The following is a 20,359-nucleotide window of genomic DNA, read 5'->3' on the forward strand; positions in this document are numbered from 1 at the left end:
GGTTCTCACATCGAGGAGTAGGCGACGATGCCGCGGCGCACGCCGTCGAGAGCGACGCGGGCATTGCGGGCCAGTGCGCCGTCCTCGGCGACGATGGAGAGCTGGTCGAGCAGGTCGATCGTCTGCTTCGCCCAGCGGACGAAGTCGCCCGCGGCCATGTCGGCGTCGATCAGGACTCGATCGAGCATCCCGCCGCGGGCCCACGAGTGCATCGCGCCGGCGAGACCGGCAGCCAACGGCTCGGACCCCGGGAGGTGGTGATCCTTCTCGAGATCATCGAGCTCGGCCCACAGCGTCGTGGTCTTCTCGTACGCGGCGCGGAATGCACCCCTGGGCAGATCGCGCTCGCCCGAGTTCGCCTCGTCGCGGCGCGGCTCGTAGACGAGGCAGCATGCCATGGCGGCGAGCGACGGGGCATCCAGGCCGTTCCACAGACCCTGCCGCAGGGATTCCGCGACCAGGAGGTCGCGCTCTCCGTAGATCCGACGCATCGTCCGCCCGGCCTCCGTGAGGGTGGTCTCGTCTTCGTCGTCTCTGTGGAGGTAGTCGAGCGTCTCGAGCACCTCGACGACGCGGTCGAAGACGCGAGCCACGGTGCCCGTCCTCGTCTCGATCTGACGACGGATGCGGTCGTTCTGCCGCTTGAGCTTCCAGTAGCGCTCCGCCCAGCGGGCGTGGGACTCGCGATCAGGACAGCGGTGGCAGCCGTGCCGTTGCATGCGGGTGCGCAGACTCTGGATCTGCTTCATGCGCTTGTCGCGCGACGCCCGGGGAGCGTTCGAGTCCTGACGGTTCTTCTTCTCGAGATCGCTGAGTTCTCGGCGGATCGAGGCGTAGTCCAAGAAGTCGCCGTGGTCGCAGACCATCGCCGCCTTGTAGCCCTCGAGAGACTCCTCGGCCTCGCGCACCTGACGGGCGAGTCCGACCACCGCCCGATCGGCCTGGAACTGAGCGAAGGACGACTCGAGCACCTCGCGCGCCCGCTGTTTGCCGAACAGGTCGATCAGGTTGACGGCCATGTTGTACGTCGGCCGGAAGCTGGAGTTGAGCGGATAGGTGCGTCGTGAGGCCAGCGCGGCGACCGCCTGCGGATCCATGCCCTCGGTCCACTGCACCACGGCATGGCCCTCGACATCGATGCCGCGTCGCCCGGCTCGTCCGGTGAGCTGGGTGTACTCCCCCGAGGTGATCGCCACGCGGGCCTCACCGTTGAACTTCTCCATCTTCTCGAGCACCACAGTGCGCGCGGGCATGTTGATGCCGAGCGCCAGGGTCTCGGTCGCGAAGACGACCTTCACGAGCTTGCGCTTGTAGAGCTCCTCGACGACCTCCTTGAAGGCGGGCAGAAGCCCGGCGTGGTGGGCGGCCACGCCGCGTTCGAGGTTCTCCAGCCAGTCCCAATAGCCGAGAACGCCGAGATCCTCATCCTGCAGCGTCCGGGTCCTGTCTTCGACGATCGCGCGGATCTCGGCCCGCTCCTCGGTCGAGGTCAGGCGGACCCCCGACCTGCGGACCTGCTGCACCGCAGCGTCGCAGCCTACCCTGCTGAAGATGAAGAAGATCGCCGGCAGCAGATTCGCCTGTTCGAGCAGCCGCACCACGTCGGGGCGATCCATGCGCTCGATCCTTTGCACGTTCGCCGCCCGCACGGCTCGGCGTCCTCCACGAGGTGGACGCTGCGCCTGTCGTCCCGCATGACGATTGCTGCGGTACGACTGCGCCTCACGGTTGTTCTCGTAGTTCGAACCCGTGGCGGAGCGGATTCGCATCAGCTCTTGGTTCACGAGCGCCGTCGCGATACCCGCGCGGTCGTCGAAGAGCGGGAGCAGATCGTCGCGCACCAGCACGTGCTGCTCGAGCGGCACCGGTCGGATCTCCGAGACGATCACCTCGGTGTTCCCGCGGACCGTGTCGATCCAGTCTCCGAACTCCTCGGCGTTCGACACCGTGGCGCTCAACGACACCAGTCGCACCTGCTGCGGCAGGTGGATGATGACCTCTTCCCACACGGCCCCGCGGAACCGGTCGGCGAGGTAGTGCACCTCGTCCATCACCACGAACTGAAGGTCGCGCAGCGCCGCGGAGTCGGCGTAGATCATGTTGCGCAGCACCTCGGTCGTCATGACGACGATCCGCGCGTTGCCGTTGATGTTCGTGTCGCCGGTGAGCAGACCCACATCGTCGGCGCCGTAGACGTCGACCAGCTCGCGGAACTTCTGATTCGAGAGAGCCTTCATGGGCGTCGTGTAGAACGCCTTGTCGCGCGGCGTCTGCATCGCGAGATGGATCGCGAACTCTCCGACGATCGTCTTGCCGGCCCCGGTAGGGGCGGCGACCAGCACGCTGCTGCCGTCTTCGAGAGCGTGGCATCCTTCGATCTGGAACGGATCGAGCTCGAACTTCTGGTTCGCTGCGAAGGCGACGGTCGCCGGATGCCCTGCGGCTTCGCGAGCCGCGGCGTATCGTTCGGCCGGCGAGCTCATGCGCTCAGGGGCTCGATGCCGGCGGCCTTTTCGAGCTTGCGCTTGCGCCGATCGAACAGCATCGAGATCAGTGTCGCCGCGAAGTACAACACGATCATCGACCCCATCAACAACAGCATCGAGAAGACGTCCGCGGGGGGCGTAGTGACTGCGGCGAAGATCGTGCAGACGAGGATGGCCACGCGCCAGCCCTTGAGGATCTCCTTACCGGAGACGACCCCCGCGAGGTTGAGCGCGACGAGGAAGACGGGGAGCACGAAGGCGATGCCGAGCACCAGCAGGAATTTGAAGACGAAGTCGTAGTACGTCGAATAGTCGAAGAACTGCGCCATCCCCGTCGGGACGAACGAGGCCATGACCTCGATGACATGCGGAAGGACGAAGAACGCGACCGTGCAGCCGCCGAAGAACAGCGGAATCGCCGCGCCGAGGAAACCCCAGGTGTACTGGGTCTCCTTCTTGGTCAGCCCAGGCATGACGAACGCCCAGATCTGCCAGAGCCACACCGGTGCGGAGAGCAGGAACCCGATGGCGAACGCGATGCGCATGCGCAGATCGAAGCCGCTGGTCACGGTGGTGAAGTTGAGCCCGGTGTACTCGCGCCCCGCCTCTTCGGCGATCGTCCGGATCGGGACCGAGAGCAGCTCGATGATCGGCTCGGTCACGAAGAACGCGATGATCATCGCGACCACGAGTGCCCCGGCGGCGATGAACAGTCGCCGACGCAGCTCGATCAGGTGCGCGCCGAGAGACATCCGCCTGTCGCGGCCCGGCGTCTCCTGGTCGGCGGATTCGAGAGCGGACACGAATTATGCGGATCGAGGAGGCTGACCCGGATCCGTGTCGCGAGCCGTCACCGTGGTGTCCGCGACCGAAGGCGCGGGGGCCGGGGATGCGGGGTCCGCGGCGTCAGTCGCGTCCTCGTTCTTCATCGCCTTCATCTCGCCCTTGAAAACCCGAGCGGACTGTCCGAGGCTCTTCGCGAGTGCCGGCAGCTTCGCCGCACCGAAGAGCAGCAGGATGACGGCGAGGATGATCAGCAGATGTGGCCAACCGAAAGCGCCCATGATTCTCCTTCGTCGTTTGGTGAAAGTCTAACGGGCGTTGTCGCCCTCAGGGTGGCGATACAGGGCGAGTCCTGCGGCGGCCCATTCCCGTGCAGCCGTCCGGGCGACGCCGGGATCCACGACTTCGAGGGCTCCGCCGAACTTCGCCGCCAGTCGCTTCACTCCCCGAGGGTCGGCCAGGTGCAGTCGCACGGTGACGATCCCGTCACTGACGTCAGCGTTGTCGGCGGTGAGGAAGTCTCCGAGCAGAGGCGCCATCCTCTCGGGCACGCGCACGCGGACCTCGCCCTCGTCCTCGACGGCGGTGAACGCCTCCGGGACGTGGTCGCCGGCGTGGGTGATCGGAATATCGGTCAGACGCGCATCGCTCACCCGATCGAGATGGAACGTCCGCATCGCCTGTCGCATGTGGCACCACCCCTGCAGATACCACTGCGCGTTGGTGATCAGCACCTGCACCGGATCCACGGTGCGCGTGGTGGGTGCCGCATCGGGCGCCTGGTAGGTGAACGACACGGCGACACCGTTCTGCACACCCTTCGACACGACCTGGCGCACCTCGTCGACAGCACTCGGCGCGACGACGACCTCTGCCGGAGCATCGGCCGCACCGCGCGAGAGCTTCGAGATGAGACCGCTGATGAGTCCTGAGTCGGAGACCGCCGGCACGGCCGCGACCATCTGCAGACCTGCGAGCAGAGCCGCGGCCTCGCGTGCGGTGAAGCGCGGAACCCGTCGCAGGGCGACGTCGTTGGTGATCTCGATGACATCCTCTTCGTCGAGGAGGTCCCAGTTGATGTCGAACATCTCCTGCGGCTGCTGCCAGAAGCCGGAATCACCGGGCAGACCGATGACCGTCAGCTTCTCGACCATCTGTCGCATCTCCGCCGGAGACACCCCGAACTCCGCGGCCGCCTCGGCGAGCGAGACCTGGCCGTGCTCGAGCAGGTAGGGCACGAGCGTCAGGTAGACGCGGACTCGGTCGGCGGCGAGCAGCGGCTTCGCCTGGGCGCTCATCGTGGCTCCCCTGCGTCTGCGTTGGCCGCGACGACAGCGGTCAGGCGATCGACGACGGCGGTGCGAAGAGCTGCGGGCTCGACCACGCGCACCTCCGGGCCGTACGAGGCGAGTTCGTCGGCGAAGATATGCAGGTCGACGAACGGCACGCGGATTCCCTGAGTCGCCGCCGGTGTCGCGCGGCGGCCCAGACGCAGCGACGCCTCGGTGCCAGGCGTGACCTCGAGCAGAGCGGAGTTCTGAGAGGCGACGCGCTCGAGCCCGCTCAGGGCACGCTCCCCCGCGCCTTCGCGCAGCGAAGAGTCGAAGGCCTTAGCCGTGATCTTCACGTCTCCGACGATTCTGCTGAGCAGGAACATGCGGTCCTCCTCTATGTCCACATCGACACCGAAGACGTGCCATCTCGCCTCATAGTCGACGAGAGCGAGCGGACGGATGCTGCGACGACGGGGCGCGTCCTCCCCCGGCTTGAGGTAATCGAAGACGACCACACGACTCTTCTCGATCGCGTCCTGCAGCTGCGGGAACGCCGCATCGCGAGCCGTGATCCGCGGCGCGAAACCGATGATCGGCTCGTCGCCGTCGATCCCGAGCGCCCGGATCTTGCGCACGCCCGCCTTGGCGTCGCCCGACGCCGATTCGGCGCTCCACACACTGCCGGCCAGCTGCAGCACGGCGAGCTCGGCAGCGGTGAACTCGATGTCGCTGGGCAGGTCGTATTCCGCCTGGGGAATGCGATAGCGCGCTTCGCGGAGATCATTGGGGTCTGCCTGGTCGCCGATCGTCTCGACGGGGACGCCGAGCGTACGAAGCTCGTCCTTGTCACGCTCGAACATCTTCTCGAGCGCGTCAGAGCGCACGCCCGCATCCGCGCGCTGACGGTAGCCCGACACGTTGTCGAGGATCTGCTGCTTGGTGAGCCCGATCTCCGTGGCCATGAGCGCCACGACGAGGTTCGTCAGGCGCTCTTCCGCCGGAATACGGGCTGCCATCACTGCTCCGGGACGGGAACGATGCCCAGGATGTCGACCACGATGGCGGTCGCCGGGGTTCCGTCTGCTTCCGGCACGACGACGAGCAGCTGCGAGCCGACGGTCGCACCGACGAGCTCCTTCGCAGCCGGACCGATGTTGGGCTCCGCACCCCAGCTGCTCGAGGTGACGGTCTTGTCGTCCCAGCCCAGGGCCATGATGTTGGTCACGATCGTCGAATCCTCCTCGACCTTCGCGCCGTCGCCCTTGATGAGCGTCTGGGTCACAGCCTCCGTGGGAGCATCGCTGTCGGGGATGATCACACCCGGGGTTCCGTCGGGAGCGCGAACCACGGTCGGCAGGCCACGGGCGTCGTTGAACTGCGATGCACCTTCGGCGTGTGCCAGGTAGACGTCCTGCAGGTCGACGACCGCGACGACGTTCTCGTCCTTCGCGAGTCCGAAGGCCTCGACATTGGCCTCGCCGAAGTCCTCGGGGGTCAGCACCGCGACGATCCGGCTGCCGCCGGTGGCGCACTCGAGCACAGTCTCGAGTCCGGCGGAGCGCTCGGCCCAGTACGAGATGCTGTGCACGCGGCTCGGGTCGCCGTTGAACTCGGATTCGTACAGCTTCTCGCCGCTCTCCCCGCCGTAGAAGGCGATGTCGAGCACCATGGGCTGAGACGTGGAGGTGAGGATGTTGCCCTCACCGGTGATCGCATCGGCGAAAGAGGTCTCGTCGGCCTTCACAGGGCTGTAGACCGTGACGTCGGGAGCTTCACCCAGATCGCCCTCCACGGACACCGAATCCTTGACGGATGCGGTCGATGCGGCCGCACGATCGCAGACGTCACCGGCGAACGACGGCGCCGACGCGCATCCGGTCAGAGTGAGGACGGCGAGGCTGATGGTGGCCAGAACGGCGGACGTTTTACGCACGCGCTCCAGTCTATTCCGTCGGTGGCTCCGATTCGCGCGAACCGGATGCGAGACGCGCCCCTTCGGCGGCCTTCGCCGCCTCCCTGGCTCGCTTGCGGAGGTTCTTGTCGTTGATCTCCCGATCGCCGACGGCTCCCGGCGTCCACGCGTCGACATCCGCATCGCCATAGCTGCTCTTCGAGGCCCTGCGCTTGACCTGGGGAGCCACGGCTCCCGGTGCCAGCCGACGAGCCGTGAGAAGGAATCCGGTGTGCGCGACCATGCGGTGATCCGGCCTGACCGCGAGTCCTTCGACGTGCCACCCTCGCACCATCGTCTCGGATGCCTCGGGATCGGTGAACAGCCCGGTGCCGCGGATGTACTCGGCGACCCGCGAGAGCTGGGTGGCCGTCGCGACGTAGCAGAGTACGACGCCGCCAGGGGTGAGTGCGTCGGCGACCACGTCCATGCACTCCCAGGGCGCGAGCATGTCGAGCACGACGCGATCGACCGTGCCGGCCGGGAACTCGGCCGGGAGCGCATCGGCGAGATCTCCGACGACCACGTTCCAGGTGTCCGGCGTCTCGCCGAAGAAGGTCTCGACGTTCCCCCGTGCGACCTGGGCGAAGTCCTCACGACGTTCGAACGACACCAGGCGACCGACCGGACCGATCGCCCGGAGCAGCGAGAGCGAGAGCGCGCCGGATCCGACGCCCGCCTCGACGACGACCGCCCCGGGGAAGATGTCGGCCTGCATCACGATCTGCGCCGCGTCCTTCGGGTAGACGATCGCCGCGCCGCGCGGCATCGACATCGCGAAGTCGCGGAGCAGGGGCCGCAGCGCGAGGTACTCGTGCCCCGAGCTGTTCGCGGCGACCGAACCGTCAGGAAGACCGATGAGGTCCCGATGGCGGAGCACTCCCTGATGGGTGTGCAGCTCGCCGTCCTCGCGGAGGGTCACGGTGTGCAGGCGTCCCTTGGGCCCGGTCAGCTGCACCCGATCGCCCTCCCGGAACGGCCCGCTCGGCCGCTGTGAGGTGATGTCGGTCATCGGGTGGCTCCCGTCATGGAGGTCTTGCGGTCGAAGAGTTCGATCAGGTCGGCGGCGGTGCGGCCCTCGAGGGTCGACCACAGCTCGTGCGCCCCGACGTCGTCGAGGGAGACGATGTGCGGCACACCGAGAGCCACGGCGCCGGATGCGATGCCCGCGCGGAGTCCGGTCGGCGAGTCCTCGATGACCACGGCGTCGGCGATGTCGATCTCGAGCAGAGACGCCGCATGCAGATACGGCTCGGGGTGAGGCTTGGGGTGGGTCACGTCGTCGCCGGCGACGACGATGTCGAAGGCTTCGAACTCGATCAAGTCGACGACGCTCAACGCCATGCGACGCAGCGACATCGTGACGAGACCGGTGGGGATCCCGGCCGACTTCAGATCCTGCAGCAGCTCGCGGGCACCGGGGCGGAAAGGCACTCCCTGCGTGCGCAGCGCCTCCTGCACTCCGTCGGTGAGGAGCGAGATGATCGCCTCGGCATCCATGTCGACGCCCGCGTTCTGGAGGATGATCGCGCTGTCGATGAGACCGTTGCCGACGAGCTGAAGGGCATCGTCGTGGGTCCACGTTCCCCCGAAGGATTCGACGAGCGCCGTCTCGGCTGCCATCCAATACGGCTCGGTGTCGACGAGAGTTCCGTCCATGTCCCAGAGGATCGCGCGGGGCTGTCTGCTCACCGAACCATGTTACCCGTGGCTCCGCCCGGTCCCCGCGCGGTCGGACTAGCCTGGAGGGATACCGATCCGGAACTGGCGAAGGGAGCCCACGATGGATGTCCTCGGTTCACGCATCGTCATCGTCGCCTTCGATGGCTGGAACGACGCGGGTGAGGCCGCGAGCGGCGCGATCGCCGCGCTGCGTTCGGCGAACGACTACGACCTCGTGCACTCCATCGACCCGGAGTTGTACTTCGACTATCAGTACACCCGCCCGGCCACGAAGATGGATGCCGAAGGCCGCCGCCAGCTCACCTGGCCCGAGGCGGGGCTGTGGCGCCCGCGCGACCCCGGGCCCGGCCCCGAGTTCTGGGTGCTGACCGGAGTCGAACCCGCGCGCACCTGGCAGTCGTTCGCTGCGGAGTTCATCGACGTCGCCCTCCGCGACGACATCACCGGGTTCGTGACCCTTGGCGCGATGCTCTCGGATGTGCCCCACACGCGTCCGATCTCGATCTTCGCCTCGAGCCAGAACGAGCAGGTCCGCGAGGCCCACGGCCTCGAACGGTCTCTCTACGAGGGCCCCGTCGGCATCCTCAGCGTGTTCGAGCACTTCGCCGAGAGCGCCGGCATCCCGACCGCGAGCCTGTGGGCCAGCGTGCCGCACTACGTCGCTTCTGCCACTCCGTCGCCGAAGGTGACCCTCGCGCTTCTGGACCGGCTCGAGGAGCTGACCGGCGTCGACGTCCCGCGCGATCACCTGCGCACGGAGGCTGCCGCCTGGGAGGCGTCGATCGACGCTGCCGCCGCCGATGACGAGGACATGACGGAATACATCCGCCAGCTCGAGCAGACCCGCGACACGTGGGACTCCCCCGATGCGTCGGGCGATGCGATCGCTCAAGCCTTCGAGCGTTATCTGAAGCGCCGAGGCGACGGCCCCGGAGACCACAAGCGCTGAGCTCGGAGGTCACCGGGAGTCGCGCCGTTATGCCGCGATGACGCCGGTGCCGAGGAGAACCAGGAGCACCGTGCCCAGCAGGATGCGGTAGATCACGAACGGCAGGAAGCTGCGCTTCGAGATGTAGTTCATGAAGAACGCGATCACGCCGAGTGCCACGACGAACGCGATGCCGGTCGCCGCGAGCGTGTCGCCGAAAGAGAAGAACGAGGGCTCGTCCCAGCTCTTGAACACCTGGTAGAAGCCGCTGCCGAACACGGCCGGGATCGCCAGGAGGAACGCGTAGCGAGCGGCGGCCGCGCGCTCGTAGCCGAGGAACAGGCCCATCGTGATCGTCCCGCCTGAGCGCGACACACCGGGGATCAGCGCGAGCGCCTGCGCGAAGCCGTAGGCGATGCCGTGCGGGTAGGTCAGCTGATCGAGCTTGCGTCGCTTCGCACCCACGTGGTCGGCGATGCCGAGCAGGATGCCGAACACGATCAGCATGATCGCGACGATCCAGAGCGACCGGAACACGGTCTCGATCTGATCCTGGAAGAGCAGGCCGAGCACCACGATCGGGATGCTGCCGATGATGATCATCCAGCCCATCCGGGCATCCGGATCGCTACGCGGAACCCTGCCGGTGAGAGACCGGAACCACTGCGCGATGATGCGCACGATGTCGCGCCAGAAGAACACCACCACCGCCGCCTCCGTGCCGATCTGCGTGATCGCCGTGAACGCGGCACCGGGGTCTTCGCCGGACGGCAGGAAGGTGCCGAGGATGCGCAGATGGGCGCTGGAGGAGATCGGGAGGAACTCGGTCAGTCCCTGGACGATGCCGAGGATGAGCGCTTCGAACAAGTGCATGGTGGAGCTTTCTGAGTCGTGGTGCGCGGACGTGGAGCAGAGAGCTCAATACGTGCGCAGCAGATCGGCCAGCACCCGCTGACCGAAGACAAGCGATTCTACGGGCACTCGCTCATCGACCCCGTGGAACATCCCCGTGAAGTCGAGGTCGGCAGGGAGGCGGAGCGGCGCGAACCCGTACCCGGTGATCCCGAGATGGGCCAGTGCCTTGTTGTCGGTTCCGGCGCCGAGCAGATACGGGATGACCGGCACTCCGGGGTCGTGACGACCGAGACTCGCCACCATCGCCTCGACGAGCTCGCCCTCGAAGGGCGTCTCCATGCCGATGTCTCGCACGACCGTCTGGATCTCGATGTCGTCGCCGACGATCTGCTGCAGCTCGGCGAGCACATCGTCTTCGGTGCCGGGGATGACGCGAACGTCGATCAGCGCTTCTGCGCGCTCGGGGATCACGTTGTGCTTGTACCCGGCGGAGAGCGCTGTGGGGTTCGTCGTGGTGCGGAAGGACGACCGCAGGAACGCCTCAGCGGGTCCGGCGGCCGCGGCGAGGGCGTCTGGATCGTCGACCGAGCGGCCCGTGAGATCGCTCAGGCCCTGCAGCAGCGCCTCGGTGGTGGGCGTGAGTCGGAGGGGCCACCGCGTCCGCCCGAGGGCCGCCACGGCCTCGGCGAGCTTCGTGACGGCGTTGTCGTCGTGCAGACGGCTTCCGTGGCCGGCGCGCCCCCTGGCGACGAGGCGGATCCAGATGAGCGCCTTCTCCCCCACCTGCAGCAGGTAGGCGCGGCGATCGTCCACCGTGATCGAGTAGCCGCCCACCTCGCTGATGGCCTCGGTCGCTCCCGCAAACCACTCCGGGTGGTTCTGCACGACGAGAGCCGACCCCTCGACGCCGCCGTTCTCCTCGTCGGCGAAGAAGGCGAGCACCAGATCGCGCTCCGGCTGCTCCCCCGCACGCAGGAGGTCTGCGACAGCGGTCAGGATCATCGCGTTCATGTTCTTCATGTCGACCGCTCCCCGCCCCCAGAGCATCCCGTCCTTGACGATTCCCGCGAACGGATCGACGGTCCAGTCCTCGGCCATCGCCGGCACTACATCGAGGTGTCCATGGACGACGAGCGCCGGCTTGCTCCGATCACGACCGGGCACCCGCGCCATCACGTTCGTGCGCCGCGGAATCGGCTCGTAGTATTCGACGTCCAGACCGAGCTCCTGCAGGTACGCGCCGACGTACTCGGCGGCTTCACGCTCGCCCTTCGCGTTGCCTCCGCCGAAGTTCGAGGTGTCGAATCGGATCAGGTCGCTCGCGATGCGAACCACCTCGGGGAGAGCCACGTCAGTCATGAGGTCCAGGCTATCGAAACGCCGTGGCGCGCCCGGGCGTCACCGCCGGTTTCTGAGTGCCTCGAAGCTCGTGCTAATGTAAATCTTCGTTCGGCAACGAACATCCAACACCTGCGCGGGTGGCGGAATGGTAGACGCGCTACGTTGAGGTCGTAGTGCCCGTAAGGGCGTGGGGGTTCAAGTCCCCCTCCGCGCACAGACAGGCCTCGGATATCCACACGATATCCGAGGCCTTCTTCGTACCAGCGGTCTTACCGTGTCGTCGGGCAGAGCTCGAGGTGAATTCCTCGGGCCCTGCCCGACGGTCCGGCGCCGGCGTCAGAGCGCGCTGACGCCGAACACCAGCCCGAGCACGTACGTGACAGCTGCAGCACCGAATCCGATCGCCAGCTGCCGCAGCGCGCGACGCAGGGGCGGTCCTCCCGACAGGATGCCGACCATCGCTCCGGTCGACAGCAGGGCGACACCCACCAGCACGAGCGCGACGACCACTGCAGTGGTCCCCTCGAGTCCGAAGATCCACGGGAGCACCGGAATGATCGCGCCGGACGCGAAGAGCAGGAAGCTCGAGATGGCCGCCGTCCAGTCGCTGCCGACGATCTCGTGGTCGTCTCCGGCGTGGATGTGGATCGGCCCCGTCGTCGTTCGCTCGACTCCGGCACGCGCGGCATCCACTATCCGCCGCGCGCGCTCGAGCGCCTCCTGCTGGCCGATACCGCGCGCGCGGTAGACCAGAGCGAGTTCGTTCTCGTCGATGTCGAGGTCGGCAGCGGACGCCGCGGCATCCTCGTTCGCTTCGGTCGACGCCAGCAGCTCGCGTTGGGAGCGCACGGAGACGAACTCCCCCGCCCCCATCGACAGAGCGCCGGCCAGCAGACCCGCGATTCCGCTGAAGAGGACGAAGGCGGAGCTGACACCCGTGGCGCCGATGCCGAGCACGAGGGCGAGGTTGCTCACCAGGCCGTCGTTCGCTCCGAAGACGGCCGCACGGAACGACCCGGACAGACGGCGCCTGCCACGCGCGGCGAGGCCTCTGACCACTTCGGAGTGCACCTTCTCGTCTGCGCGCATCGCGGGAGTCGCGTACTGCTCGGAGTCGTACGGAGATCTGTCCTCGGCGCTCTGCGCGAGCGCGAGGACGAAGATGGATCCGAAACGCCCGGCCATCCAGCCGAGCAGACGTGACCGGATGCCCGCTCGCGGCAGTCGCGCCGGCTCGGCGCCCAGCAGATCGAGCCAATGCTGCTCGTGTCGCCGTTCGGCATCGGCGAGGCTGAGCAGGATGTCGCGCTCCTCGCCGGTGCGACGGTTCGCGAGCTTCTGATAGACGAGTCCTTCGGCGCGTTCTTCTACGAGGTACCGCGCCCAGCGGCGACGGTCTGCGGCGGTCGGCTCGGCGGCAGCGGGGGCTGTCATGAAGTCTCCTGATCGACGATCCCCGAGAACGGGGCAACCGTTCAACGCTAGCTTCGAGCGCCTGTCACGACGGCACCGAGGGCAGGATTGCCAGCTTTTCGGGCCTCCGAACCGAAGGCTGTGTTCAGGATCGGACGCGCTTGCGGAGCACGTCGATGCGCGACTGCAGCTGCGTGACTGTCGCTTGCGCGACAGCAGGACCACCGCAGATCCGGCGCAGCTCCGCGTGCACCGCCCCGTGCGGCTCGCCCTTCTGACGGGCGTACAGACCCACGAGGCTGTTCAGCAGCTGGCGCTGCTCGCGAAGCGTACGGTGCAACGGCGCCGGGAGCGTGGTCGTCTCGGTCGGCCCGGCCTCGGCCTCCCGCGTCTCGCGCAGGCGCGTCTGACGCGCCTGGCGTTGCATCAGCAGCTCGTGCACGTGCTCGGGCTCGAGAAGACCGGGGAAGCCGATGAACTCCTCCTCCTCGGGCGTGCCCGGCTCGGCGAGCTGGCCGAACTCCTGTCCTTCGAACACGACCCGGTCGAAGTGCGCGACAGACGAGAGCGCCTGATAGCTGAACTCCTGTGTCAGCGCATCCGAGGCGTCGTCTTCGCGGTTCGCCGACTCGAGCAGCGAGTCCTCGAGCCCGTCGTCGTCTTTCGACTGACGATCGAGCGCGTGGTCGCGCTGCTTGTCCATCTCGTTCGCGAGTCCCATGAGCACCGGAACCTGAGGAAGGAAGACACTCGCCGCCTCACCCCTGCGGCGGGCCCGCACGAAGCGACCGATCGCCTGGGCGAAGAAGAGCGGCGTCGATGAGGACGTGGCGTAGACCCCGACGGCGAGTCGGGGCACGTCGACGCCCTCCGACACCATGCGCACCGCGACCATCCAGCGATCCTCGCTGTTGCTGAACTTCTCGATGCGCTCGGAGGCCGTCGCGTCATCGGACAGGACGACCGTCGGCCGCTGACCGGTGATGCTGTGCAGGATCTTGGCGTAGGCGCGTGCCACCGTCTGGTCGGTCGCGAGAACCAGTCCCCCGGCATCGGGCACGTGGTGCCTGATCTCGGTCAGACGACGATCCGCCGCCGAGAGCACCGCAGGCATCCATTCGCCCTCGGGGTCGAGCGCGGTGCGCCAGGCCTGCGAGGTGACGTCCTTCGTGTTGTCCTGACCGAGATGCGTCTCGAGCTCGTCGCCGCTGCTCGTGCGCCACCGCATCTTGCCCGCGTACATGTGGAACAGCACGGGTCTGACGACGCCGTCGGCCAGCGCTCTGCCGTAGCCGTAGTTGTAGTCGGTGCGGGAGATGCGGGCACCGGACTCGTCAGGGTGGTATTCGATGAACGGGATCGGCGCGGTGTCGCTGCGAAACGGGGTGCCGGAGAGCAGCAGCCGACGCTTCGCCGGGCCATACGCATCGCGGATCGCGTCGCCCCAGCTGAGCGCGTCGCCACCGTGATGCACCTCGTCGAGGACGACGAGCGTCTTCGCGTCTTCGGTCAGGTGGCGGTGCACCGACGACTTCGCCGCCACCTGCGCGTAAGTGACCACGGCGCCGTGGTAGTGCCGTGCCGGAGCCCAGTCGCTGTTCCTGAAGCGGGGGTCGAGACGGATGTGCACCCGGGCCGCGGCATCGGCCCACTGCGTCTTCAGATGCTCGGTCGGGGCGACCACGATGATCCGGTTGACCTCACCCATGCGCATCAGCTCGACCGCGAGGGTGAGGGCGAACGTCGTCTTTCCTGCACCCGGTGTCGCCGCCACGAGGAAGTCGCGCTGATCGGCCTGGAAGTACTGCTCGAGTGCCTCCTGCTGCCAGGCGCGCAGCTTGTTCGCGGTTCCCCAAGGGGCACGCTGAGGAAAGGACGGAGAGAGCATCGAGACAACGATAATCGCTGCCGCCGACACTCGGCACGCTCACGAGTTCCGCCGCGCGCGTCTCGCCCGGACGCTCGTACCCGGGTAGGCTCGTTCACTGCGCGACCGCCACCGCACGGCTGCGCTCGTCGTGAAGGAGAGCTGGATGACAGATCAGGATTCGATCCGAACCCCCGAGCTCGACAACGAGAATCCGCACCCCTGGCGCAGGTTCGTCGCAATCGGCGACTCGTTCACCGAGGGCATCGGCGACCCGGACCCGTCGCAGCCGGGCAGCCACCGTGGCTGGGCAGACCGTGTCGCCGAGGTGCTTTCGCGCCAGGTCGACGACTTCGCCTATGCGAACCTCGCCGTGCGCGGCAAGCTGATCTCCCAGATCGTGCGCGATCAGATCGAGCCCGCCGTGGCGCTGCATCCCGACCTCATCTCGATCTGCGCCGGGGGCAACGATGTGATCCGACCGGGCACCGACCCCGACGCGATCGCCGCCCAGCTCGAGGACGCCGTCGCTCGTCTGTCGTCGACGGGCGCCGCGATTCTGCTCTTCACCGGCATCGACACGGCCTTCACCCCGGTCTTCCGGGCTTTCCGCGGCAAGGTCGCCATCTACAACGAGAACGTGCGCGCGATCGCCGAGCGACACGACTGCATCGTCGCCGATCAGTGGGCGCTCAAGGTCGTGCAGGACATGCGGTTCTTCGACGACGACCGACTGCATTACAACTCGCTGGGCCACCACGAGGTCGCCCGCATGGTTCTGCGCGCGCTCAACGTGCCCAACGATCTCGAGGCCATGCAGCCCGAGACGATCCCGCTCCGCACCTGGCGCGAGGCCCGCACCGAGGATTTCGGCTGGGCACGAGAGCATCTCGTGCCCTGGGTCCTGCGGCGTCTGCGCCACCAGTCATCCGGCGATCACATCGTGGCCAAGCGCCCCGAGCCCTCCCCGATCATCCTCCCGAAGTCAGACTGACGACGGCCAGCGGTCAGGGCGAGGTGAGCGCCCACAGCGCCACTGCGGCGGCAGACGCGACGTTCAAGGAATCCACGCCACCGGACATCGGAATCGTCACGACCGTGTCGGCGTGGTCGAGGGCCGTGCGGGAGAGCCCGTCGCCCTCTGAACCCATGACGATGGCGACTCGCTCGGGGCGGTTCGCGACATATGCATCGAGCGTCACGGCGTCATCGCTGAGAGCGAGAGCTGCGATGTCGAACCGCGCGGCGTGGAGGTCTGCCACGGCAGACTCCCAATCGGTGATGCGGGTCCACGGCACTTGGAACACGGTCCCCATGCTGACGCGCACGCTGCGCCGATACAGCGGGTCCGCCCCCCCGGGTGACACGAGCACCGCGTCTGCTCCGAGACCGGCGGCCGCACGGAACGCCGCGCCGACGTTCGTGTGATCGCCGACGTTCTCGAGGATCAGCACGAGGGTTGCGTCTACGAGGACCTCGCGCACGGTCGGCAGCACGGGACGATGCATCGATGCGATCGTGCCCCGGTGGACGGCGAAACCGGTCACCGATTCAGCCACCTCATCAGGAACGACGTACACCGGCACGTCGATGTGCCCGACGATCGCCCTGATGTCATCGACCCGACGCTCCTGCACGAGCACGGAACGCGGACGATGGCCCGCCGCGACGGCCCGCGCGATCACCTTGGTCGATTCGGCGATGTACAGCCCGCCGGCAGGTTCCTTGACAGTCCGGAGCGCGGTGTCTGTGAGCCCTCGGTAGTCATCGAGTCGTCGATCGTCCGGATTCGTCACGCGCAGCAGTTCCACGAGCCCCAGTCTGCCATCGCCCGAGAGGCCGGCTCCACGATCGGCGGCGGAGCATCGGCCACGCTGCACGTCGTAGACTCGCTCAGGGAGGTTCTGTGAGCGCATCGAGTTCGGTCGAGTTGTCGGCCACCATCGCTCGCACCGCTGAACTTCTGCGCGGTCGCAGGATCGCACTGCTCACCGGCGCCGGCATCTCGACGGATTCGGGAATCCCTGCCTACCGTGGCGAGGGATCGCGCAACCGCACCGATCCGATGACCATCCAGAAGTACCTGGCCGACGAGGCAGCGCGACGACGCTACTGGGTCGGGGGGCACCTCGGATGGCGGGCGTTCGCCCGAGCCCAGCCGAATCCGGGCCACCTGTCGCTCGCAGCGATGGAGTCATCTGGTCACGTCAGCGGTGTCATCACCCAGAACGTCGACGGACTGCATCTGCGTGCGGGCAGCTCCCATGTCATCGAAGTGCACGGCACGATGCGCAGGGTGCTCTGCCTGAAGTGCGGCCAGGTGTTCGACCGTCGCGACGTCGCGGTGCAGATCGAAGAGCGGAACCCGTGGATCACGGTCCCCGAGAACGTGGCGTTGAATCCCGACGGCGATGTGCTCCCCGAGAGCACCGACGGCTTCATCGTTCCCGTATGCACAGTGTGCGAAGGGATGCTGAAGCCTGATGTCGTGTTCTTCGGCGAGTACGTCCCGCAGGATCGCTTCAAGGCGGCTGAGTCGTTGCTCCGCGCCAGCGACGCGCTGATCGTCGCCGGCTCGTCCCTCGTCGTCAATTCCGGGGTGCGCCTCGTCGAACGCGCACGAAGGCGCAGCATCCCGCTCATCATCATCAACCGTGAGCCCACGCGCGCGGATGTCTGGGCGAATGTCACCATCGCCGCGGGCACCAGCGATGTGCTCCCCGCGATCCAGGAGCTCCTCGAATGACTCTGCTCACGCTCATCCGCCATGGCCAGACCGACTGGAACCTGGCCCGTCGGATCCAGGGTTCCACCGACATCCCCCTGAACGAGAAGGGCCGCGCGGATGCACGGACCGCCGCCGGTGTGCTCGAGGGCGTCACGCACCACTCGATCTACGCCAGCCCGCTGAAGCGCGCGCGGGAGACGGCTGAGATCATCTCGGAGAGCCTCGGACTCGGAGCACCCGTGCTGGTGCCCGACATGCGCGAACGCGAGTTCGGCGAGGGCGAAGGCATGCTCGTGTCGGAGTACATCGAGAAGTACGGCGACTGGCTGTCGCCGGTGCCCGGAGCGGAGACGCTGGAGGGGGTCGCAGAGAGAGCGCTCGTGGCGCTCGATGCGATCGCCCGTGACGCTCGGCGCCGATCGGCACCCGTGGCGGAGTCCGTCATCGTCGTGACGCACGGAGGCGTGATCCGATCGCTGATCGACCACGTCTCCGGTGGCACGCTGCCGCGGGTCGGCGAGGTCCTCGCGAACGGCTCTGTGCACCGTTTCGAGGCGTCTCCCGGGTCGCTGCGTCTGATCGACCAGGGGATCCTCGTCTGATCAGCGAGTGCGGCCGAGCACCGACCGCGCATGCCTCAGCACGGGCTCGTCGATCATGCGTCCTCTGAAGCGGAAGACTCCTCGTTCGCTCTCGGCCGCCGCGAGCACTCCGTGTGCCCACTCGACGCTGGCTTCATCCGGTGCGTACGCCGCGCGGATCACCGCCACCTGACTCGGGTGGATGCACGCGGTCGCGACGAACCCCGAAGCGGCCGCATCGACCGCCTCGGATTCGAGACCGGAGACGTCCTCGATGTCGACGTGCACCGCGTCGATGGCTCCCTTGCCCTGGGCTCCTGCCTCGAGGAGCACCCGTGAGCGCGCATACCGGGCGACGTCGCGATAGCCGCCCTTCGCCGTGCGACTCGATGTGCCGCCGAGGGAGGCCACCAGATCCTCCGCGCCCCACATCATCGCGACGACCTGAGGGTGCGCGGCGATGCGATCTGCTGCGTGGACGCCCCTCGCCGTCTCGCACAGGGCGATCAGCGAGAATCTCTCCTCGAACGCGGCGAGGCTCTCCGCGCTCTCCGTCTTCGCGACCATGACGGTGCGGAAGTCGGTCTGGGCGAGGGTTGCGAGATCGGCGGTGAATGCGGCGGAATCCGGCGCGTTGACGCGGACGATCACCCGATCGGGGTCAAGGTCGGCATCGATGAGATTCTGCCGGGCGCCGGCTTTCGCCTCTGGTAGCACGGCATCCTCGAGGTCGAGGATGACCGCGTCCGCCTTCTCGAGAGCGCCTCGGAACCGCTCGGGTCGGTCGGCAGGACAGAAGAGCAGCGCGGGCCCCAGGCTGAAGGTCATCGTCCCGCCTCCGGCAGGCAGTGGACGAGGACGGTGCGGGTCGCCGTCGCGACGACCGTGGCGTCCTGGTTGCGTCCGGTATGGGCGATGGTCACGATCCCCTGCCCCGGGCGTGATGTCGACAGCCTCTTCTCGACGACGACGCTCTCGGTGTACAGCGTGTCGCCGGCGAACAGCGGGTGAGGGAACGCGATCTCCCCGAATCCGAGCTGAGCCACCAGAGTGCCCTGGGTCAGCTGCGCCACCGATGCCCCGACCATCGTCGAGAGCGTCCACATCGAGTTGATCAGACGCGCACCGAAGGGGCGCTGCGCATCGGCGAAGGCCGCATCCAGGTGAAGCGCCTGGGTGTTCATGGTGAGCGTCGTGAAGAGGACGTTGTCGGCCTCAGTCGCGGTGCGTCCAGGGCGATGCAGGTAGCGCGCGTCTGTGACGAACTCCTCGAAGAAGAGTCCCCGCTGGACGATGTCGTGCACGGTCATGCTGCCACGCTACCCGGCGAGTCCCAGCGCCCGCGCGATCACGAGCAGCTGCACCTCGGTGGTGCCTTCACCGATCTCGAGGATCTTCGAATCGCGGTAGTGACGGGCGACCGGGAACTCGTTCATGAAGCCGTTGCCACCGAAGATCTGCGTCGCATCCCTCGCGTTGTCCATGGCCGCTTCTCCGGCGACGAGCTTCGCGATCGCGGCCTGCTCGGCGAACGGGCGTCCCGCGTCGCGAAGACGCGCCGCATGGTGCCAGGCGAGTCGCGCGGTGTGCACTCGAGCGCGCATGCGCGCGAGTGTGAACTGCGCGTTCTGACGGGTGCTGAGGGCGCTGCCGAAGATCGTGCGGCTCTTCGCATAGTCGACGGCGGCTTCGAGACATCCTTCCGCGGCGCCCGTCGAGAGGGCGGCGATCGCGATGCGTCCCTCGTCGAGGATGCTGAGGAAGTTGCGGAAGCCGCTGCCCTGCTCCCCCAGCAGGTTGCCCGCGGGCACACGCGCGCCGGCGAAGCTGAGCGGATGCGTGTCTGACGCGTTCCATCCGACCTTGTCGTACGGGGCCTCCACGGTGAATCCGGGGGTGCCGTTGGGAACGATGATGGTCGAGATCTGCTTGCGCCCACCTTCGTTGCCGGTCACGGCGGTAACGGTGACGAAGCGGGTGATGGGCGTCCCCGAGTTGGTGATGAACTGCTTCGAACCGTCGATGACCCATTCACCCCCCTCGAGACGAGCGGTTGTGCGGGTCGCTCCGGCGTCGCTGCCCGCCTCCGGCTCGGTGAGACCGAAGCCCGCGAGGGCGCGGCCGGCGAGCAGGTCGGGCAGATACTCGCGCTTCTGCTCTTCTGTGCCGAAGCGGAACACCGGCATCGCCCCGAGGCTGACTCCGGCCTCGAGCGTGATGGCGATGGACTGGTCGACGCGCCCGAGAGCCTCGATCGCGATGCCCAGGGCCATGTAGTCGCCTCCCTGGCCGCCGTGCTCCTCGGGGAACGGAAGACCGAACAGCCCGAGATCCCCCATCTGGGCCACGACATCCATCGAGAGGGTGTGCGTGCGATCCGCCTCGTAGGACTGCGGTGCGACGACCCCCTCAGCGAAGTCGCGCACCATCGCGGCGAGCTCGCGCTCCTCATCGGTCAGCTCGTACATG

Annotated in this window: 20 protein-coding genes and 1 tRNA gene; 5 read left to right on the top strand and 16 right to left on the bottom strand. The window is 67.4% G+C overall.

Features of this window, described 5'->3' with window-relative positions; translation table 11 throughout:
* Positions 1-5 precede the first annotated feature (5 nt).
* Genes RQG82_RS00990 through RQG82_RS01025 form a run of 8 tightly spaced genes read right to left on the bottom strand, consistent with a single transcriptional unit; the run spans position 6 to position 8,186 of the window.
* Positions 6-2,483, bottom strand: coding sequence for a DEAD/DEAH box helicase (locus RQG82_RS00990; RefSeq protein ID WP_311257274.1), 2,478 nt, complete (start codon positions 2,481-2,483; stop codon positions 6-8).
* Positions 2,480-3,238, bottom strand: a complete 759-nt coding sequence (gene tatC / locus RQG82_RS00995; RefSeq protein ID WP_311257793.1) for a twin-arginine translocase subunit TatC — start codon at positions 3,236-3,238, stop codon at positions 2,480-2,482. The genes RQG82_RS00990 and tatC overlap by 4 nt, the downstream gene beginning before the upstream one ends.
* Before the next feature lie 54 nt (positions 3,239-3,292).
* Entirely contained in the window at positions 3,293-3,550 is a 258-nt protein-coding gene (gene tatA, locus RQG82_RS01000) for a Sec-independent protein translocase subunit TatA (RefSeq protein ID WP_311257275.1), read from the bottom strand.
* Positions 3,551-3,577: 27 nt separating this feature from the next.
* Positions 3,578-4,567 (bottom strand): WYL domain-containing protein, encoded by a 990-nt coding sequence (locus tag RQG82_RS01005; RefSeq protein WP_311257276.1) that lies wholly within the window; start codon positions 4,565-4,567, stop codon positions 3,578-3,580.
* On the bottom strand, positions 4,564-5,559 hold the full coding sequence (locus RQG82_RS01010) for a WYL domain-containing protein (protein ID WP_311257277.1): 996 nt from the start codon (positions 5,557-5,559) through the stop codon (positions 4,564-4,566). Before RQG82_RS01010 ends, RQG82_RS01005 begins: the two co-directional genes overlap by 4 nt.
* Positions 5,559-6,476, bottom strand: a complete 918-nt coding sequence (locus RQG82_RS01015) for a hypothetical protein (RefSeq protein ID WP_311257278.1) — start codon at positions 6,474-6,476, stop codon at positions 5,559-5,561. Before RQG82_RS01015 ends, RQG82_RS01010 begins: the two co-directional genes overlap by 1 nt.
* 10 nt (positions 6,477-6,486) lie before the next feature.
* The gene (locus RQG82_RS01020; protein WP_309688445.1) at positions 6,487-7,506 is read right to left on the bottom strand and encodes a tRNA (adenine-N1)-methyltransferase; all 1,020 of its coding nucleotides are present in this window, start codon (positions 7,504-7,506) and stop codon (positions 6,487-6,489) included.
* The gene (locus RQG82_RS01025) at positions 7,503-8,186 is read right to left on the bottom strand and encodes an HAD family hydrolase (protein ID WP_396653532.1); all 684 of its coding nucleotides are present in this window, start codon (positions 8,184-8,186) and stop codon (positions 7,503-7,505) included. Before RQG82_RS01025 ends, RQG82_RS01020 begins: the two co-directional genes overlap by 4 nt.
* A 91-nt stretch (positions 8,187-8,277) precedes the next feature.
* On the opposite strand from RQG82_RS01025, the gene RQG82_RS01030 reads away from it, so the two are divergent.
* Positions 8,278-9,126, top strand: coding sequence for a PAC2 family protein (locus tag RQG82_RS01030; protein ID WP_311257279.1), 849 nt, complete (start codon positions 8,278-8,280; stop codon positions 9,124-9,126).
* A 27-nt stretch (positions 9,127-9,153) separates the two neighbouring features.
* Here RQG82_RS01030 and RQG82_RS01035 read toward each other — a convergent pair whose 3' ends face one another.
* Positions 9,154-9,978 (bottom strand): undecaprenyl-diphosphate phosphatase, encoded by an 825-nt coding sequence (locus RQG82_RS01035; protein ID WP_053096057.1) that lies wholly within the window; start codon positions 9,976-9,978, stop codon positions 9,154-9,156.
* 45 nt (positions 9,979-10,023) lie between these two features.
* Positions 10,024-11,319: a M20/M25/M40 family metallo-hydrolase gene (locus RQG82_RS01040; protein ID WP_311257280.1), complete on the bottom strand. Its 1,296-nt coding sequence runs from the start codon at positions 11,317-11,319 to the stop codon at positions 10,024-10,026.
* A 113-nt stretch (positions 11,320-11,432) separates the two neighbouring features.
* Here RQG82_RS01040 and RQG82_RS01045 point away from each other — a divergent pair.
* A tRNA-Leu gene (locus RQG82_RS01045) sits at positions 11,433-11,515 on the top strand.
* Between the two features lie 122 nt (positions 11,516-11,637).
* Here the strand turns inward: RQG82_RS01045 and RQG82_RS01050 are convergent.
* Positions 11,638-12,735 (bottom strand): VIT1/CCC1 family protein, encoded by a 1,098-nt coding sequence (locus RQG82_RS01050; protein ID WP_311257281.1) that lies wholly within the window; start codon positions 12,733-12,735, stop codon positions 11,638-11,640.
* A gap of 124 nt (positions 12,736-12,859) precedes the next feature.
* On the bottom strand, positions 12,860-14,602 hold the full coding sequence (locus RQG82_RS01055) for a DEAD/DEAH box helicase (RefSeq protein WP_311257282.1): 1,743 nt from the start codon (positions 14,600-14,602) through the stop codon (positions 12,860-12,862).
* Positions 14,603-14,747: 145 nt separating this feature from the next.
* On the opposite strand from RQG82_RS01055, the gene RQG82_RS01060 reads away from it, so the two are divergent.
* Complete coding sequence (locus RQG82_RS01060) at positions 14,748-15,575, top strand: SGNH/GDSL hydrolase family protein (protein ID WP_311257283.1); 828 nt, start codon at positions 14,748-14,750, stop codon at positions 15,573-15,575.
* Between the two features lie 13 nt (positions 15,576-15,588).
* Here RQG82_RS01060 and RQG82_RS01065 read toward each other — a convergent pair whose 3' ends face one another.
* Positions 15,589-16,392, bottom strand: coding sequence for an RNA methyltransferase (locus RQG82_RS01065; RefSeq protein WP_311257284.1), 804 nt, complete (start codon positions 16,390-16,392; stop codon positions 15,589-15,591).
* A 95-nt stretch (positions 16,393-16,487) separates the two neighbouring features.
* Between RQG82_RS01065 and RQG82_RS01070 the strand changes: the two genes are divergently transcribed.
* Together RQG82_RS01070 and RQG82_RS01075 are read left to right on the top strand one after the other, a co-directional pair.
* A complete protein-coding gene (locus RQG82_RS01070) occupies positions 16,488-17,327 on the top strand; it encodes a Sir2 family NAD-dependent protein deacetylase (protein ID WP_311257285.1) in 840 nt (279 codons plus the stop codon).
* A complete protein-coding gene (locus RQG82_RS01075) occupies positions 17,324-17,911 on the top strand; it encodes a histidine phosphatase family protein (RefSeq protein WP_311257286.1) in 588 nt (195 codons plus the stop codon). Before RQG82_RS01070 ends, RQG82_RS01075 begins: the two co-directional genes overlap by 4 nt.
* Here RQG82_RS01075 and RQG82_RS01080 read toward each other — a convergent pair whose 3' ends face one another.
* Genes RQG82_RS01080 through RQG82_RS01090 form a run of 3 tightly spaced genes read right to left on the bottom strand, consistent with a single transcriptional unit; the run spans position 17,912 to position 20,358 of the window.
* Positions 17,912-18,718 (bottom strand): CoA ester lyase, encoded by an 807-nt coding sequence (locus tag RQG82_RS01080; protein ID WP_311257287.1) that lies wholly within the window; start codon positions 18,716-18,718, stop codon positions 17,912-17,914. It abuts the gene before it with no gap.
* Complete coding sequence (locus RQG82_RS01085) at positions 18,715-19,200, bottom strand: MaoC family dehydratase (RefSeq protein ID WP_311257288.1); 486 nt, start codon at positions 19,198-19,200, stop codon at positions 18,715-18,717. The genes RQG82_RS01080 and RQG82_RS01085 overlap by 4 nt, the downstream gene beginning before the upstream one ends.
* Positions 19,201-19,209: 9 nt before the next feature.
* Positions 19,210-20,358 carry an acyl-CoA dehydrogenase family protein gene (locus RQG82_RS01090; protein ID WP_311257289.1) on the bottom strand — a complete coding sequence of 383 codons (1,149 nt, stop codon included), beginning with the start codon at positions 20,356-20,358 and terminating at the stop codon, positions 19,210-19,212.
* Position 20,359 lies beyond the last annotated feature (1 nt).

It is taken from the genome of Microbacterium sp. WCS2018Hpa-9 (genome assembly GCF_031843745.1).
Lineage (GTDB): Bacteria > Actinomycetota > Actinomycetes > Actinomycetales > Microbacteriaceae > Microbacterium.